This window comes from Variovorax sp. 350MFTsu5.1 (assembly GCF_048302515.1).
Lineage (GTDB): Bacteria > Pseudomonadota > Gammaproteobacteria > Burkholderiales > Burkholderiaceae_C > Variovorax > Variovorax guangxiensis.
Genome location: NZ_CP157620.1, coordinates 4,654,634 through 4,670,039 on the forward strand (window position 1 = coordinate 4,654,634; position 15,406 = coordinate 4,670,039).

The following is a 15,406-nucleotide window of genomic DNA, read 5'->3' on the forward strand; positions in this document are numbered from 1 at the left end:
AGTTAGACCGTGAAGACGGCGGGCTTCTTGTTCAGCACCGCCAGCAGCAGGTCGACGTCGAGGCTGGAAGGCTGCGGCGGCTGAAGCGCCGAGAGCATGCGCGAGAGCGTCTCGGCATGCGGCAGGAGCGGGCCCAGGAAGCGCGTGCCGTCGGAGCCGGCGACCAGCAGGGTCGGGAAGGTCTCGACGTCGAAAGCATCGGCGATGTCGGCGTGGTCTTCGATGTCGACCCAGGCGAAGCGGAACTGCGGATGCGCGCGCGCCACTTCCTCGAGCAGCGGCCGGTAGTCGCGGCAGGTGCCGCACCACTCGGCGCAGAGGCAGACGACCCAGGGCGCATCGCTGCCTGCCGAGCCGGCGGATTCAGGGGTGCTTGGAAGGCTTGGAAGAGCGCTCAAGGCTGATGCGTCGGTGGTGTGATCGGAAGACCGGGTGGTACGGCCGGGAGGTCGTGGCTATTATGGACAAAGCCCTCCCGCAGGGTACAGGAGACTCGCACGATGAACACCACGACTGCCCCCGCATCTGCCGTCGATCCGCGCCAGTTCAAGAGCTTCGCGGAGTTCTACCCCTTCTACCTGACCGAGCACGCCAACATCACCTGCCGGCGGCTGCATTTCGCCGGTTCGACCATCTCGCTGCTGTGCCTGGTGGCGCTGATAGTCACGCTCAATCCGTTGTGGCTGCTGGCGGGCCTCGTGGCGGGCTACGGCTTCGCGTGGGTCGGGCACTTCGGCTTCGAGAAGAACAAGCCGGCCTCGTTCAAGCGGCCGCTCTATTCCTTCATGGGCGACTGGGCCATGTACCGGGACATCTGGCTGGGGCGAGTAAAGATCTAGATCAGGAGCACGTCGCCCAGCCTCAGGGAGCGCAGCGGGCCTTTCTGCCAGAGGTCTTCGAGCGGCTCGGCCTGCGGCATCAGCAACTCTTTCAGCAGCGGCTCGATGGGCGTCGACGGGTCGGCCAGCAGCACGTAGCGCGGGTCCTCGTTGGCGGGCTCTTCCGCCAGGGGCGCAATCCAGTCGAGCGCCACCAGCGTCTCGAGCACCGGCGCCAGCTGCAGCGCATCCACGCGCATGCGCGTCACCAGTTCGGTCGCGCCCATGCCCTTGGCAGGCGTGGCCTGCGCTCGGGCCAGGTGCTGCAGCGTTTCCATGGCCAGTTGCATGGGCCAGCCGGCGGTGCCGCCGCGCCGCGCGACGCCCGTCAGCAGGCTGGGCAGGTAGGCGGCGATGACCGCGCCCAGAAGCACGATCACCCAGGCCACGTAGATCCACACCAGCAGGATCGGCACCGTCGCGAAGGCGCCGTACAGCACCGAGTACGTCGGCACCAGGCTCAGGTAATAACCCAGCACGCGCTTGGCGATCTCGATGGCCGCCGCCACGAAGATGCCTCCGGCCCACGCATGCGACCAGCGCACGTTGGTGTTGGGCACGTAGTGGTATAGCGAAGCCATGCCGACCGCGAGCAGCATGAACTCGAAGGTGTCGAAGAACAGCTTCACGATGCCGCGCCCCACCACGTCGCTGGTGGCTGCGACCACGTAGGAAGTGGTGGAGAGGCTCACCGCGAGGATGATCGGCCCCAGCGTGATGGCCGCCCAATAGATGAGCACCCGCTGCGCGAACGGCCGCGGCGTGCGCACACGCCAGATGTTGTTGAGCGTCTTGTCGATGGTGAGGATCAGTGCGATGGCGGTGATCAGCAGCACGATCAGGCCCGCGATGCCCAGCCCGCTGGCCTTGCTCGCGAACTGGTTCAGGTAGCCCAGCACCTGCCGCGCGATGTTGTCTGGAATCAGGCTTTCGATGAGCCAGCGCTGCAGCCGGCCCTGCATCTTCGCGAACATCGGGAACACGGTGAACAGGGCCAGCGCCACCGTGAAGAAGGGCACCATCGCGATGGTGGTGGTGAAGGTCAGGCTGCTGGCCGTGAGGCCGAGCCGGTCTTCCCGGAAGCGCTCGCCCAGCACCGCTGCCGTGTTGCGCCACGGGAAGCGCGAAAGATCCCTCCAGAGTTGCCGACGATTCATGGCCGGTATCATGCCATCCGCTCTTTTCGCAGCGTTCCCGCCACCCGTGTCCGACACCCCGCCTCCTCCATCTTCCGTTCGCGCCACCCGCTGGGCCGCCGTGGGCAGCGTCGTCGGCCTCATCGTGCTCGGCCTGGCCTGGGAACTGTGGCTCGCGCCCTTGCGGCCCGGCGGCTCGCTGATGGCACTGAAGGTGCTGCCGCTGGTCATTCCGCTCGCCGGGCTCTGGAAGAACCGCATGTACACCTACCGCTGGGTCAGCCTGATGATCTGGCTCTATTTCACCGAGGGCGTGGTGCGCGCCTGGAGCGACACCAGCGGCGTGAGCCAGGTGCTCGCGCTCGTCGAGGTCCTGCTGTGCCTCGTGCTCTTCGCCGCCTGCGCCTGGCATGTGCGGCTTCGCCTGCGCCACGCCAAGAACGCTGCCCGCCAACTGGAGGCTTCCGCCCAATGACTTCTTCCACCGACCTGATCGAACAACTGCGCGCCATCGTCGGCGCATCGCATGTGCTCAACGAGGGCGACCTCACCGCCTACGAGCAGGACTGGCGCAAGCGCTCGCGCGGCAAGTCGCTGGCCGTGGTGCGGCCGGCCAACACGCAGCAGGTGGCCGACGTGGTCAAGGCCTGCGCCGCGGCCGGCACGGCGGTGATTCCGCAGGGCGGCAACACCGGCCTCGCGGTCGGCTCCATTCCCGACGACAGCGGCACGCAGGTGGTGCTGAGCCTGCAGCGGCTGAACGCGATCCGCACCATCGACGCCGCCAACCTCACCATGACGGTGGAGGCCGGATGCATCCTGCAGACGCTGCAGGAAACCGCCGAGAAGGCCGGCTACCTGTTCCCGCTGAGCCTCGCGGCCGAGGGCAGCTGCACCATCGGCGGCAACCTCGCCACCAACGCGGGCGGCACGCAGGTGGTGCGCTACGGCAACACGCGCGAGCTGTGCCTGGGCCTGGAGGTGGTCACGCCGCAGGGCGAGATCTGGGAAGGCACCAGCGGCCTGCGCAAGGACAACACCGGCTACGACCTGCGCGACCTCTTCGTCGGCAGCGAGGGCACGCTGGGCATCATCACCGCCGCCACCATGAAGCTCTATCCGCTGCCGGCGGCGCAGCTCACGGCCTGGGCCGCGGTCCCCTCGCTGGACCACGCGGTGACGCTGCTGGGCCTTGCCCACAAGCACCTGGGCTCGGGCCTCACCGGCTTCGAGGTGATGGGCCGCTTCGCACTGAGCCTGGTCGACAAGCACATGCCGCAGTTGCGCGTGCCCTTCATCGCCGACGAGGCCGTCCCTTATTGCGTGCTGCTGGAGAACTCCGACAGCGAATCCGAAGACCACGCCCGCTCGCGCTTCGAGGCACTGCTCGAAACCGCCTTCGAGGACGGCTGCGTGACCGACGCGGTGGTGGCCGAGAACCTCACGCAGGCGCACCAGCTGTGGCACATCCGCGAGAGCATCCCGCTCGCGCAGGCCGAGGAAGGGCTGAACATCAAGCACGACATCTCCATTCCGGTGTCGCGCATCCCGGCCTTCGTCGAGGAAACCGACGCGCTGCTGGCGCGCGAGATCGCCGGCGTGCGGCTGGTCAATTTCGGCCACCTGGGCGACGGCAACCTGCACTACAACGTTCAGGCGCCGGAGAACGTCGATGCCAAGGCCTTCCTGAAGAACGAGGAAGAGCGCATCAACACGCTGGTGTACGACGCGGTCGAGAAGTTCGGCGGCTCGTTCTCGGCCGAGCACGGCGTCGGCTCGCTCAAGGTCGACAAGCTCGAGAAGCACAAGTCGCCGGTGGCGCTGGAGATGATGCGGGCGATCAAGCGCGGGCTCGACCCCAAGAACATCCTGAACCCCGGGCGGGTGATCCGGGTCTAGCCTCGCCTATCGGACCTGGAGCTTGACGGACGCGGCCCGCGCCGTGTTCGCCCTCTGCATGCTGGTCGCGGCCGGCAGTGCGTCGTCGCAGCGCGCGCAGTCCGCCTTCATGCAACCCAGATGCACCGTGACCGGTCCACCGGCGCTGAGGCCATGCGCCTGCGCCGCACGCATCAGCCCCTGGTGCAGCGCTTCGTCGACCACCTCGACGCTGGCGTTGCAGCCGCCGCAGCTCAGCCGCACAGTGACTTCGAGCGCCTGCGGCCGCCGCAGGCGATGCACCGCACGCACGCCACCCAGGCTGCGCTCCCATTCGCGCTGGATGAGGCCGGCCTGCTCCAGCTCCTTGATCACGCGGTAGACGCTGGCAAGGCCGGTGGCGGTGCCGCGCGCGAGCATGCGGCGGAACACTTCTTCGCCGCCCAGCCACTCGGAACCGCTCTCGGCCAGCGTCTGCAGCACGCACAGGCGGATGACCGTGGGCCGTATGCCCATGCTGCGCAGTTGCACAGAGAAGCCCTCGTTCGCGGGCGCCGCCGCGTACTGCATTGCTGCCGAAACTGCCACTGGCTCGTCCGCCCCTGATCTGCCTTGTCTGACTGCGCTCAGGCCGCCAGGCCCTGCGCCGGCGTGGCCGTGACCTGCGCGACGCGCCCGGCCTTCATCTGCACGATGCGGTCGGCCACGTGGAAATAGCGGTCGTCGTGCGAGATGACGACCAGCGAGTGCCCCTTGGCACGCAGTTCGGGCAGCAGCTCTGTGTAGAAGAGATGGCGGAAGGTCGGGTCCTGGTCGGCCGCCCATTCGTCGAACACCAGCACCGGGCGGCCTTCGAGGTAGGCGTGCACCAGCGCGAGCCGCTTGCGCTGGCCGGTCGACAGGTCGGTGGTGCTGAAGGCGCCGTCCTTCACCGAGACCTTGTGTGCGATTTCCAGCCGCTGCAAGTAGGGCAGCGCGGTCTCGGGCAGCGCCTGGTGGCCGCCTTCCTCGCCCGCGACAAGGTCCTCGAACAGGTAGAAGTCGGAGAACACGGTGGTGAAGAGCTGGCGGTAGTCGTCGCGCGTCTCGGGCGTGACGGGCCTGCCGTCGAGCACCACTTCGCCCTGCTGCGGCGCGTACAGGCCCAGCAGCAGCTTGATGAGCGTGGTCTTGCCCGAGCCGTTGTCGCCGACGATGAAGACGATCTCGCTGCGGCCGATGCACAGGTCGACAGGGCCGAGCACGAAGGCGTCGCCGCCCTCGGGCGCATCGAAGGCGTAGCGCACGCCGCGCAGCTCGATGGCGTCGCGCAGCGGAGGCGAGGCAGGCGGCGAGTCGAGGTGCAGGTGCGGCTCCGGCGTGGCGAAGCGCGCCGACAAGTCGGCGATGCGCCCGAAGGCCACCTTGGCGCGGCCCAGGTGCGGAAGCGCGCCCACGATCTGGTCGATGGGCCCCTTGATGAACAGCAGCACCAGCACGAAGCCGCTGAGCACAACGGGATCGGTCGTGCGCCACGCGGCCCAGCCGAGTATCAGCGCGATCAGCAGGAAGAACAGCGCCGAACCGAAGGAGGTGGCGAGCACGAAGGTGTTGATCGCGCGGCGGTTGATGTCGCGGATCGCATCGACGGTCTGGGCGATCTGCCCCTCGTACACCCTGGCGCGGCGGGCGCGGTGCATGCGCAGCTCCTTGGCGCCCTCGCTGATGCCGCGATAGGCCTTGTGCAGGAGCTCTTCCTTTTCGCGCGACTGGAAGAAGCCCGCGATGCCGCGCCCGTGGGCCCAGCTCTGGATGGCCACGCCGATCAGCATGGCCATCACCAGCAGGCCGAACAGCGCCGGCGACAGCCACGCGAGGTAGCCGAGGCAGCCCAGCGCGATGGCCAGCGAGATCATGGTGGCGGCCAGCATGAAGGCCACGTCGCTGATCATGTCCACGTCCTGCGTGAGAACGGGCATCAGGCGGTGCATGCGGTAGCGCTCCAGTGCGTCGATGGGCGCCGCAAGAATCTTCAGTGCCAGGTCTTTTCGCACCTGGGCGACCAGCCGCTGGCCCACGACGTTGTTCGACATGTCCGAGAGCGCGCGGCCGACCAGCGCCACCACGCACAGCCCGATGAAGGTCAGGAGCAGTCCGCCGGCCATGCCGCCGGGCCGGCTGAGCACCTCGTTGATGGTCGCCAGCAGCGACACGGTGGCTGCGCCGGCGGCGATGCCGGTAACGGCCGAGAGCAGGATCCAGGGAGCGAAGGGTTTCAGCAGCCGGAGCAGATCGGTGGCCTTGGCGCTGGCGGGTTGGGTTTGCATGCCGGTATGACGCTGCGGCGGCCGGAATGTTTAGCCGGCGGCCGGCCCGCCGCTTGCTGCTTACTGCAAGGTCGGCTCCTGGCACGACTCGTCGCCGGGCGCGGACCCGACCATGACCGCGCCGGCCAGGGCCCACAGGGTCAGGGCATCGTCGAGCGCGCGCACGTGCCGGGCATCGCGCCCCAGCCACAGGACCAGCTTCTCCGCGCGCTCGAGCGACGGCGCATCGTGCAGCTCGCGAAAGAGCCGCCAGGCCTCGCTGAAAGCCGGATCGGAAGGAACGTGGTGACGGGAGTTCATCGCATCTGGACGCCTGGACTGCTGTGGATGCGTGGATAGACGCGACCCGCCGTCGGATGTTTAGCGCATGTCATCTCCACGTCGCAATTTCGTGAACTATTGCGCCGCACTAAACCTTCGGGCGGCTCGTCCGTCTCCTGTTGGATGAGCACGACTTGCGCGGCCACGCCCGGTCTTTTCTTCCGATGATTCCCCTGCTGGCGCCGATCTTCCGGGGCGAGTGGGCGGTCTACGGCGAAACGCTGGCCTGCGCGCCGCAGCCGCCCGCGGGCGCCGTGCAGGTGGCCGAGCTGATCGCCAGGCCGGAGCTTCTTGCCGTGCTGCTGCAGCAGCACGCCCGCCACCGCCGTGTGCGCAGGCCCGACCTGCGGCCGGTGGCCTCGGCCTGGAGCATGCACTACCTGAATGCCCTGCTGCCCCCGGTGGCCGCGGCGGCCAGCCTGCTTCAGCATGAATTTCCGATGGCGCCGGAGCGGGTGTGGATCAGCTTCGAAGACGGCGCCGTGCCGCAGCGCTTTCACATCACGCACGAAGGGCACGCGCGCCCCGGCACCGACACCGCAGCGCGCTATACGGCGCTGCTCTTCGAGCACCTCGGGCCGCTCTTCGCGCAGCTGACCCGACTCACGCGCATCGCGCCCAAGATCTTGTGGGGCAATGCCGCGCGCTACCTGGAGCCCGTACTCCAGCAGGGCCTGCTGCTCAGCGGCCACGCTCCCTCCATCGCGAAGGACCTGGACCACCTGCTGCACCAGCCGCGCTGGGGCTGCGCCGACAACCCGTTGTTCGCGGTGCAGCGCAAGGTCGTGCGAATGCAGTCCGGCACGCCGGCCGCGGTCACGCTGCACCGGCAGTGCTGTCTTTATTACCTGCTGCCCGAAGAGGGCTACTGCGGTGCGTGTCCGCTGGCGCCGGAGTTCCGCAAGGCGCGGGACCGCGCCTAAACAAACAGCCGCGCAGTGCGTCTTTTGCGGATAAGCATCCGTTCATGGATGCAACCGCGACATCCACCATGCCATTGCATCCCGACCTGGAAGCCTTCCTCGAACTTGCCGCCATCGCCGAGGAGGACGGACGCCCCCCGATGTGCGACATGTCGCCCGCGCAGGCGCGCGCCAGCTACGACCAGTCGACGCTGGCGCTCGACGGCGTGGGCCCCGACCTGCCCGTGGAGGACATCGGCTTGCGCGCCCGCGACGGCGCGCCGCTGCGCGCGCGGCTGTATCGCGGCGCAGCCACTGATGCACCGCTGCCCACCCTGCTCTACTTCCACGGCGGCGGCTATGTCGTCGGCGGGCTGGACTCGCACGACGCCCTGTGCCGCACGCTGGCAAAAAACGCCGCGTGCGCGGTGCTGGCGGTCGACTACCGCCTCGCGCCCGAGCACAAGTTCCCCACCGCCTTCCACGATGCCGAAGATGCCGCCCAGTGGCTCGCGGTGCACGGCGGCTCGCTCGGCCTGGACACCTCCCGCGTGGCCTTCGGCGGTGACAGCGTCGGCGGCACGCTGGCCACGGCGCTGACGATCGCCGCGCGCGATGCCGGGCGCCCGCAGCCGCTGCTGCAGCTGCTGCTGTATCCCTGCACCAGCATCCGGCAGGACAGCGACTCGCACCGGCGCTACGCCAAGGGGCACCTGCTCGAGCAGCGCACGCTGCAATGGATGTTCGGCCACTACCTGCGCAGCGACGAAGACCGCCTCGACTGGCGCTTCGCCCCGCTCGCCGCGAAGGATCTCTGCGGCCTCGCGCCCGCGCACCTCGTGCTGGCGGAATACGACCCGTTGGTGGACGAAGGCAGGGCCTACGCCGCGCGCCTGCAGGAGGCCGGCGTGCGCACGCATTTGGCCGTGCACGAGGGCATGGTTCATGACTTCGCGCGGCTGAGCCAGGTGGTGGACGAAGCCGATGCGCTGCGCGGCTCGCTCGCGCAGGTACTGGCCGAGGCCTTCCGGCGGCCGGCGCCGGCAGCCGCCGCGGCCGCCACCACGCCTTCGGCCATCGGCGCATGGGTCTTCCACGCGCACCCCGACGGCCAGCCGCTCGAAGTGCGGCTCGACGCGGCGAAGCTTTCGGTCGGCCCGCAAGGCGGCAGCGAGCGGACCAGCCGCTGGACGCTGCGCGAGCAGGCCGGCACGTTGCGTCTGGAATGGCCGCTCGACGCGGGCACGGAGCCTGAGGAAACCCATCTGCTGGCGGCCATCGAAGCCGTCTTCGTGCGCCATCCGGAATGCAAGGCGCTGCCGTTGCAGGTGCCGTCGCCGTGCATTGCCCGGCTGGTCGGCGCAGGGGCGGTCGGCCTTGCCGACGGGCAATTGCCGAGCGTGGTGCGCGAGACCTTCTGGCAATTGCCGCGCGTGTGGCAGCGCAATCCGCGCGAGCCCTTCGCGCAGCGCCATGTGATGAGCCAGGGCAAGCGGCATCCGCTGCGGCCCGCCAAGCCCGTCGGCACGGTCTACCAGCGCCACATTCCGTGGCTGTCGCAGACGCTGACGCTCGACACCGTCGACATCGAACGCGACCTCCCCGCCTTCAACCGCTGGATGAACGACCCCGTGGTCGCGCACTTCTGGGAAGAACAGGGCGATCTCGCGAAGCATCGCGCGTACCTGGACGCCATCGCGGCCGACCCGCGCGTCACGGGGCTGATCGGCCGGCTCGACGGCGAAGCCTTCGGCTACTTCGAGGTGTACTGGGCCAAGGAAGACCGCATCGCGCCCTTCTACGACGCAGGCGACCACGACCGCGGCTGGCACGCCCTGATCGGCGAAGAGCGCTTTCGCGGCAAGCCCTTCCTCACGGCGTGGATGCCGTCGGTGTCGCACTACCTCTTCCTGGACGACTGCCGCACGCAGCGCATCGTGATCGAGCCGCGCGCGGACAACCACAAGATGATCAAGAGCCTTGGCCGCTGTGGCTATGCGCACGTGAAGGAGTTCGACTTTCCGCACAAGCGGGCCATGCTGGGCATGCTGCTGCGCGAACGCTTCTTCGGCGAGGCTCTCTGGATTCCCCAAGGGGAGTCGACCATTTCGCCAACTTCGGCCGAGCGCGCCGAACTTCCCACCGAGGACCCCTCATATGCAAATCCATGACCTGATCGGCGTCGGCTTCGGCCCGTCCAACATCGCCCTGGCGATCGCCCTCGACGAGAAGCGCCACCACGGCCAGTTCGTGGACGCGCTGTTCATCGAGAAGCAGCCGGGCTTCGTCTGGCACAAGAACATGCTGCTGGACAACGCGCACATGCAGATCTCCTTCATCAAGGACCTGGCGACGCTGCGCAACCCCGCGAGCCGCTTCACCTTTTTGAACTACCTGCACGAGAAGCACCGCCTGCAGGATTTCGTCAACCTCAAGACCTTCTTCCCGAGCCGCCATGAGTTCAACGACTACCTGGGCTGGGCCGCGGCGCAATTCGAGGATCGCTGCGCCTACGGCGAGGCCGTGTTCGAAGTGGTGCCCGAGATGCGCGGCACCGAGGTGCAGATGCTGCGCGTGCGCTCGCGCCAGGCCGATGGCACGGTGCGCGAGCGGCTGGCACGCAACCTGGTGGTGAGCGTGGGCGGCGTGCCGAACATTCCGGCGCGCTTCCAACCCTTCAGGGACGACGTGCGCGTGTTCCATTCGAGCAGCTACCTGGAGGCGATCGCGAAGCATCCCGACGCCAAACGCATCGCCATCGTCGGCGCAGGCCAGAGCGCGGCGGAGATATTCATGGACCTGCAGAGCCATCCGAACAAGCCGGCGGTGGACCTGATCATGCGGGCGCGTTCGATCAAGCCCTCGGACGACAGCCCCTTCGTCAACGAGATCTTCAACGCCGACTTCACCGACTTCGTTTTCAACCGCTCCGGGCCCGAGCGCGCCGAGCTGCTGGAGGAGTTCTGGCACACCAACTACGCGGCGCCCGACCTGGAGCTGATCCAGCAGATCTTCAACGTGTTCTATCGCCAGCGCGTGGCGGGCGTGGCGCGCCACAGCTTCCTGCGCCGCCACGAGGTGACCGCGGTGCGCGCCGCGGCGGACGGCGTCCACCTGTCGCTGCACGACCTCAACAGCGGGGAGCGCGGCAACCAGGCCTACGACGCGGTGATCCTCGCCACGGGCTACGCGCGCGACGCGCACCGGACGCTGCTCGATCCGCTCGCGCCCTATCTGGGCGACTTCACGGTGGACCGCCACTACCGGCTGCAGGGCACGCCGGAGCTCAAGCCGGGCATCTTCCTGCAGGGCGCCTGCGAGACCAGCCACGGGCTGAGCGACACGCTGCTGTCGGTCACGGCGATCCGCTCGGACGAGATCGGTCAAGCGCTGCTGAACGCGAACCCGCGCCCGCTGCAGCAGCAGGCGCAGGCGGCGGAACGCGCGTCGCGCGCCACTGCAGTCATCTGACATCGGAAAGACGCGGCTCGGTGACTCGGTGATACACTTAATAAGAATAGTTCTTATTAACCCCATCCCCCGGGGTCACCGAAACGCAAAGCCATCGCCGCCATCTCGTTGCTTCCTGAAGGAGGCGGCGATCTCGCGGGCATGACGGGCGTCCGGTTCCGGGGCCCATCGTCGATGCTTGCGAGAAGGCTGCCGGATGCGCGACCTCGTCCAGGAACTTGTAGCTCACTATGCGGACTTGCGCCGACAGCTCACTCGCGACCTGAGGGACCCCCATTACGCGGCGGACATCGCGCAGTCGAGCTTCGAGCGCGTCTACGCGCAGGCGACGAAGGCGCCCGGCGCCGCGCGCATCGACATTTCGCCCGATGACGCGAAGGACAGCGGCAGCGGTGGCATCGAGTCGCCTCGCGCCCTGCTCTTTCGCGTGGCGCGCAATCTCTGCATCGACGAGGCGCGCCGCCGCAAGGTGGCCCAGGAATGGGTGGGCTCGCACGCCACCATCGGCTCCAGCCTCGTGGCGCCCTCCAGCGAATTCCTCCTGGCGCAGCAGCGCGTGCTGGCGCGGGTGGTCGAAACCATGGAGAAGCTTCCGCCCCGGCGGCGCGAAGTGTTCCTGTTGTTCCGGGCCTACGGCCACACGCGTGCCGAGATCGCGAAGCAGCTCGACATCACAGAGATGGCCGTGGCCAAGCACCTGCTGCGCGCCACCATCGACTGCTCGCGAGTGTTCGCCGAGCTGCGCACCGAGCTGATCGAACCGCCGCACGTTCAAAGCCGCGCGGGCTTCGACGCCGCGCTGGCCGAAGACTTCTCGTGAGCGGCGGCATGGCAATGGGCGCACCGCGCGAACGGCTGATCGAGCGCGCGCTCGCGCTGATCGTGGAAGGCGAGGTCGCGCCGGGGGAAGCCGCGCAGAACGCCCGCGCGGCCATGAACCAGTGGCGCAACAGATCGCCCGAGCACGCCGCGGCGCTGCTCGAAGCGCGACACCGCTGGGACATGCTCGGCGGCATGGCCGGCGACCTGCGCGCGCACTTCGACACACCGGCCGCCGGCATGGCGGCGGCCGCTGCGGCAACCTCCGCCCGTTCGCCCCAGCGCCGAAAGCTGCTGCTTTCCATCGTGGGGCTGGTGGGCGGCGGCCTCGTCGCGGGCCGTGGCGTGCAGTGGTACTGGCAGCAGCCCGTATTTCGCTCCGCCTACAACACCCGCACCGCGCAGATGCTGAAGGTGACGCTGCCCGACGGCGCCGCCGACGCATCGGGCAGCCAGCTCGACATCGCGCCCCGGAGCGCCATCGAGGTCACGCTGTACCGCGGGCAGCGGATCGTCGACATGGCGCGCGGCGAGGTGCGCTTCGAAGTGGCGCACGACTCACAGCGCCCCTTTCGGGTGCGCACGCGCGATGCTGTCATCGAGGTCGTCGGCACCGTCTTCACCGTGCGTGACCGCGGCGGGCCGGTCACCGTGGGGGTGGAGCAGGGGCATGTCCGCGTGCAGGTGCGTGCCCGCCAGAACGCCGAGGCATCCATACCGTCCGCCGAGGTCATCGACCTGCACGCCGGCGAACTCGTCGAAGTGCTGGACGGCCACGCCGATGTCGTGCGGCAGTCCGACACCCGCGCCCTCTCGGCGTGGCGAGACGGCTGGCTCGTATTCGACAACACGCCGCTGAGCGAGGCCCTCGCGGCGGTCAACAGCTACCGAATCCGCCCCATCGTCAGCGCCGACGCGCGCATCGACGCCCTGCGCCTGTCCGGCCGCTTCCGCACCAATGACTCCGTGGGTCTGGTCGAAGTGCTGCCGACGATCCTCCCGGTGATCGCCGCCCCCCACCCTGACGGCAGCGTGGAACTGCGCAAGCGCTGAAAAAAGAGGCAGCACCAGCCTCACGGCGTGCCCGGGGCCGAACAGTGTGTCTCTGTTTGGCGAGTTCAAACGTCTTACTTTGAGAAACGCCAAGGCTGCTGTTTTTTGCGAGCCATGGCGTCCAAAAGTACGAATACGTCGCATTTACTTGACCTGGAGCCCTGACCCATGCGTTCTTCGCCTCGCCATCGCCTTCTGAGCGCCGCACTCGCCGCCGCCTTCGGAACCACCTTCGCCAGCTGGAGCAGCCTTGCTTCCGCCCAGGCGTCCGAGCAGGCGGCCGCGCCGACCTTCGACATCCGCGTGCCCGCGCAGCCGCTGGCGGCGGCACTGAACGAGCTGTCGCGGCAGACGGGTGCGCAGGTGTTCGCTGCCGGCGACATGGTGACGGGCATCAGCGCGCCCGCGGTATCCGGCAGGCTGACGCTGCAGCAGGCGCTGGACCGGCTGCTCGCCAGCAGCGGCCTCGTCGCGGTGCGCAACGGCGCCTCGCAGGTCACGATCCAGCGCGCTTCGACCGCCACGGCCGGCACCTCGCTGCCACCGGTGACAGTCCAGGCCACGGCCGACGGCACCACCGAAGGCACGGGCTCCTACGCAGCCCGCTCCGCTTCGACCTCCACGCGCATGGACCTGTCCCTGCGCGAGACCCCCCAGTCCGTGAGCGTGATCGGCCGCCAGCAGATCGAAGACCAGAACCTGGTCACGCTCGACGACGTGCTGCGCCAGACCCCCGGGATCGTGGCCGACCGGCTCGACGAACGGGTGCAGTTCACGTCCCGCGGCTTCACGCTGGGCACCATGATCGACGGCATCCCCACCTTCGCCTTCAACACCGTGGCGGGCGAGGTCAGCATGCTCAGCACCGCCATCTACGACCGCGTGGAAGTGCTGCGCGGCTCGGCAGGCCTCCTCAACGGCGTGGGCTCGCCCGGCGGCGCGATCAACCTGGTGCGAAAGCGCCCGACCACCGAGTTCTCGGGCCACGTGACCGGCGGCATCGGCTCCTGGAACCGCTACTCCGGCGAAGTCGACGTGGGCGGCCCGCTCAATGCCGCGGGAACGCTGCGCGGACGCTTCGTGGCTTCGCGCACCGCGGGAGACAGCTTCATCGAATCGAAGAAGACCGCGGAAGACGTGCTGTACGGCATCCTGGAGGCAGACCTCTCCCCCACCACCACGCTGGCCGTCGGCGTCGAGCACCAGAAGACCGCCACCGACGGCGCCAACTACGGCCAGGCCCCGCTCTTCTTCAGCGACGGCACGCGCACCCGTCTGCCGCGCTCCTTCAACTCCAGCGCGCCCTGGAGCTACTGGAACATGTACTCGGACAAGGTCTTCGCCAACCTCGATCAGCAGCTGGGCGGCAGCTGGCGCCTGAAGCTCGACGCGAGCTACCTGAAGAGCAAGCGCAAGCGCGCCTCGGGCGACCTCAATACCTTCTACCCCGTCGATGCGACGGGCGACTCCACCATCGACATCCGGGACAACCCGGCGACATCGAGGAATACCTCCTTCGACGCCCACCTGCGCGGCCCCTTCGAGGCCTTCGGGCGCAAGCACGAGGCGGTCCTCGGGTTCAGCTACAACGATTACGACTACGCCATAGACACCAACCTGGCAGCGCCCACCGTCTTCGATACCCGGCCGCTCAACTTCTACACGCTGCAGTCGTTCCCCGCAGTCACATCCTTCCCCTACAAGTCGTACACGCTGTCGGGCCAGACCTCCGAGAAGTCGGTCTACGCCTCGACGCGTCTGCGCCTGGCCGACCCGCTGTCGGTGATCGTGGGAGCTCGGGGTACCTGGTACAAGAACGACGCGCTCAACCGCAACCAGGTGGCCGGCACGCTGACCAGGGTTCCCGGCTCGCACGAGAGCGGTGTCGTCACACCCTATGCCGGCATCGTGTACGACCTCAGCAAGGAGTTCTCCGTGTACGGCAGCTACACCGACATCTTCATGCCCAACACCGAGCGCGACAGCGCCAACAATGTGATCCCGCCGCAGCGCGGCAAGAACTACGAGCTCGGCATCAAGGGCGAGCACTTCGCAGGCAAGCTCAACACCAGCCTCGCGGTCTTCCGCACCAAGCAGACCAATCTGCCCGTGGAAGACACCAGCGCAGGCCTGCTGCCCGACGGCAGCGTTCCCTACCGGTCCGTGCCCGGCGCACGCAGCAGGGGCTTCGAACTGACCGCCTCGGGCGAGCTGGCACCCGGCTGGCAAATGCAGGCGGGCTACACCTACCACGTCAAGCGCGACAACAAGGGCGTGCGGCTCGATCCCACCTACCCCAACCGCCTGTTCCGCGTAAGCACCAGCTACCGCCTGCCTGGCGACTGGAGCAAGCTCACCGTCGGCGGCAGCGTGAGCTACCAGAGCAGCATCTATTACGACGAGGCTTCCGGACTCGGCCGTGCGACGCAGGGTGGCCTCACGCTCATCGGCCTGATGGCGCGCTACGAGTTCGACAAGAAGCTGAGCGCCTCGCTCAACATCGAGAACCTGACCGACAAGCGTTATTACAGCGGGCTCGGCGGCTACAACGGCTACACCTACGGCCGCCCGCGCAACGTCTGGCTGAAGCTCACCTACAAGCTCTGATTGCTGTCACGCAGCGCCGGCGCCAGCCGGTGCCA

13 protein-coding genes and 2 pseudogenes are annotated in these 15,406 nt (G+C 68.2%); 10 read left to right on the plus strand and 5 right to left on the minus strand.

Annotated elements, in window-relative coordinates; genetic code table 11:
* Positions 1–2 precede the first annotated feature (2 nt).
* Positions 3–398: a thioredoxin family protein gene (locus tag ABL843_RS21290; RefSeq protein WP_418117194.1), complete on the minus strand. Its 396-nt coding sequence runs from the start codon at positions 396–398 to the stop codon at positions 3–5.
* A gap of 102 nt (positions 399–500) precedes the next feature.
* Here ABL843_RS21290 and ABL843_RS21295 point away from each other — a divergent pair, with 102 nt between their 5' ends.
* Positions 501–839 (plus strand): Mpo1-like protein, encoded by a 339-nt coding sequence (locus tag ABL843_RS21295; protein WP_126024817.1) that lies wholly within the window; start codon positions 501–503, stop codon positions 837–839.
* On the opposite strand, the gene ABL843_RS21300 is transcribed toward ABL843_RS21295, so the two are convergent.
* Entirely contained in the window at positions 836–2,047 is a 1,212-nt protein-coding gene (locus tag ABL843_RS21300) for a YihY family inner membrane protein (protein WP_184641452.1), read from the minus strand. The genes ABL843_RS21295 and ABL843_RS21300 overlap by 4 nt on opposite strands.
* On the opposite strand from ABL843_RS21300, the gene ABL843_RS21305 reads away from it, so the two are divergent.
* Both ABL843_RS21305 and ABL843_RS21310 read left to right on the plus strand, forming a co-directional pair.
* Entirely contained in the window at positions 2,046–2,489 is a 444-nt protein-coding gene (locus ABL843_RS21305) for a DUF2069 domain-containing protein (protein WP_418117195.1), read from the plus strand. The genes ABL843_RS21300 and ABL843_RS21305 overlap by 2 nt on opposite strands.
* Positions 2,486–3,913, plus strand: coding sequence for an FAD-binding oxidoreductase (locus ABL843_RS21310; protein WP_418117196.1), 1,428 nt, complete (start codon positions 2,486–2,488; stop codon positions 3,911–3,913). Before ABL843_RS21305 ends, ABL843_RS21310 begins: the two co-directional genes overlap by 4 nt.
* Before the next feature lie 6 nt (positions 3,914–3,919).
* Here the strand turns inward: ABL843_RS21310 and ABL843_RS21315 are convergent, their stop codons facing one another.
* The 3 genes from ABL843_RS21315 to ABL843_RS21325 are packed head-to-tail and all read right to left on the minus strand — an operon-like array spanning position 3,920 to position 6,498.
* Positions 3,920–4,480 (minus strand): Fur family transcriptional regulator, encoded by a 561-nt coding sequence (locus ABL843_RS21315; protein ID WP_418117197.1) that lies wholly within the window; start codon positions 4,478–4,480, stop codon positions 3,920–3,922.
* Positions 4,481–4,518: 38 nt separating this feature from the next.
* Positions 4,519–6,198, minus strand: a complete 1,680-nt coding sequence (locus ABL843_RS21320; protein WP_418117198.1) for a cyclic peptide export ABC transporter — start codon at positions 6,196–6,198, stop codon at positions 4,519–4,521.
* A gap of 60 nt (positions 6,199–6,258) precedes the next feature.
* Positions 6,259–6,498 carry a hypothetical protein gene (locus ABL843_RS21325; RefSeq protein ID WP_418117199.1) on the minus strand — a complete coding sequence of 80 codons (240 nt, stop codon included), beginning with the start codon at positions 6,496–6,498 and terminating at the stop codon, positions 6,259–6,261.
* A gap of 185 nt (positions 6,499–6,683) precedes the next feature.
* Here ABL843_RS21325 and fhuF point away from each other — a divergent pair, with 185 nt between their 5' ends.
* The 7 genes and pseudogenes from fhuF (at position 6,684) to ABL843_RS21360 (ending at position 15,371) form a co-directional block, all read left to right on the plus strand.
* The gene (gene fhuF / locus ABL843_RS21330) at positions 6,684–7,442 is read left to right on the plus strand and encodes a siderophore-iron reductase FhuF (protein ID WP_418117200.1); all 759 of its coding nucleotides are present in this window, start codon (positions 6,684–6,686) and stop codon (positions 7,440–7,442) included.
* A gap of 68 nt (positions 7,443–7,510) precedes the next feature.
* Positions 7,511–8,476: pseudogene (locus tag ABL843_RS21335) on the plus strand (alpha/beta hydrolase); the annotation flags it as partial.
* Positions 8,477–9,046: 570 nt separating this feature from the next.
* Positions 9,047–9,592 (plus strand): annotated as a pseudogene (locus tag ABL843_RS21340) (GNAT family N-acetyltransferase); the annotation flags it as partial.
* The gene (locus ABL843_RS21345) at positions 9,579–10,892 is read left to right on the plus strand and encodes a lysine N(6)-hydroxylase/L-ornithine N(5)-oxygenase family protein (RefSeq protein ID WP_418117201.1); all 1,314 of its coding nucleotides are present in this window, start codon (positions 9,579–9,581) and stop codon (positions 10,890–10,892) included. The pseudogene ABL843_RS21340 and the gene ABL843_RS21345, both read left to right, overlap by 14 nt.
* 196 nt (positions 10,893–11,088) lie before the next feature.
* Complete coding sequence (locus ABL843_RS21350; protein ID WP_418117202.1) at positions 11,089–11,712, plus strand: RNA polymerase sigma factor; 624 nt, start codon at positions 11,089–11,091, stop codon at positions 11,710–11,712.
* An 8-nt stretch (positions 11,713–11,720) separates the two neighbouring features.
* Complete coding sequence (locus ABL843_RS21355; protein ID WP_418117203.1) at positions 11,721–12,764, plus strand: FecR family protein; 1,044 nt, start codon at positions 11,721–11,723, stop codon at positions 12,762–12,764.
* Positions 12,765–12,932: 168 nt separating this feature from the next.
* Positions 12,933–15,371 (plus strand): TonB-dependent siderophore receptor, encoded by a 2,439-nt coding sequence (locus tag ABL843_RS21360; protein ID WP_418117204.1) that lies wholly within the window; start codon positions 12,933–12,935, stop codon positions 15,369–15,371.
* Positions 15,372–15,406: the final 35 nt, after the last annotated feature.

Excerpts from the sequence above, each read along its gene's own strand:
- ABL843_RS21305 (WP_418117195.1), top strand. The coding sequence starts at position 2,046 with ATGCCATCCGCTCTTTTCGCAGCGTTCCCGCCACCCGTGTCCGACACC.
- ABL843_RS21325 (WP_418117199.1), bottom strand. The coding sequence starts at position 6,498 with ATGAACTCCCGTCACCACGTTCCTTCCGATCCGGCTTTCAGCGAGGCC.
- ABL843_RS21320 (WP_418117198.1), bottom strand. The coding sequence starts at position 6,198 with ATGCAAACCCAACCCGCCAGCGCCAAGGCCACCGATCTGCTCCGGCTG.
- fhuF (WP_418117200.1), top strand. The coding sequence starts at position 6,684 with ATGATTCCCCTGCTGGCGCCGATCTTCCGGGGCGAGTGGGCGGTCTAC.
- ABL843_RS21295 (WP_126024817.1), top strand. The coding sequence starts at position 501 with ATGAACACCACGACTGCCCCCGCATCTGCCGTCGATCCGCGCCAGTTC.
- ABL843_RS21350 (WP_418117202.1), top strand. The coding sequence starts at position 11,089 with ATGCGCGACCTCGTCCAGGAACTTGTAGCTCACTATGCGGACTTGCGC.
- ABL843_RS21355 (WP_418117203.1), top strand. The coding sequence starts at position 11,721 with ATGGCAATGGGCGCACCGCGCGAACGGCTGATCGAGCGCGCGCTCGCG.
- ABL843_RS21360 (WP_418117204.1), top strand. The coding sequence starts at position 12,933 with ATGCGTTCTTCGCCTCGCCATCGCCTTCTGAGCGCCGCACTCGCCGCC.
- ABL843_RS21300 (WP_184641452.1), bottom strand. The coding sequence starts at position 2,047 with ATGATACCGGCCATGAATCGTCGGCAACTCTGGAGGGATCTTTCGCGC.
- ABL843_RS21345 (WP_418117201.1), top strand. The coding sequence starts at position 9,579 with ATGCAAATCCATGACCTGATCGGCGTCGGCTTCGGCCCGTCCAACATC.
- ABL843_RS21310 (WP_418117196.1), top strand. The coding sequence starts at position 2,486 with ATGACTTCTTCCACCGACCTGATCGAACAACTGCGCGCCATCGTCGGC.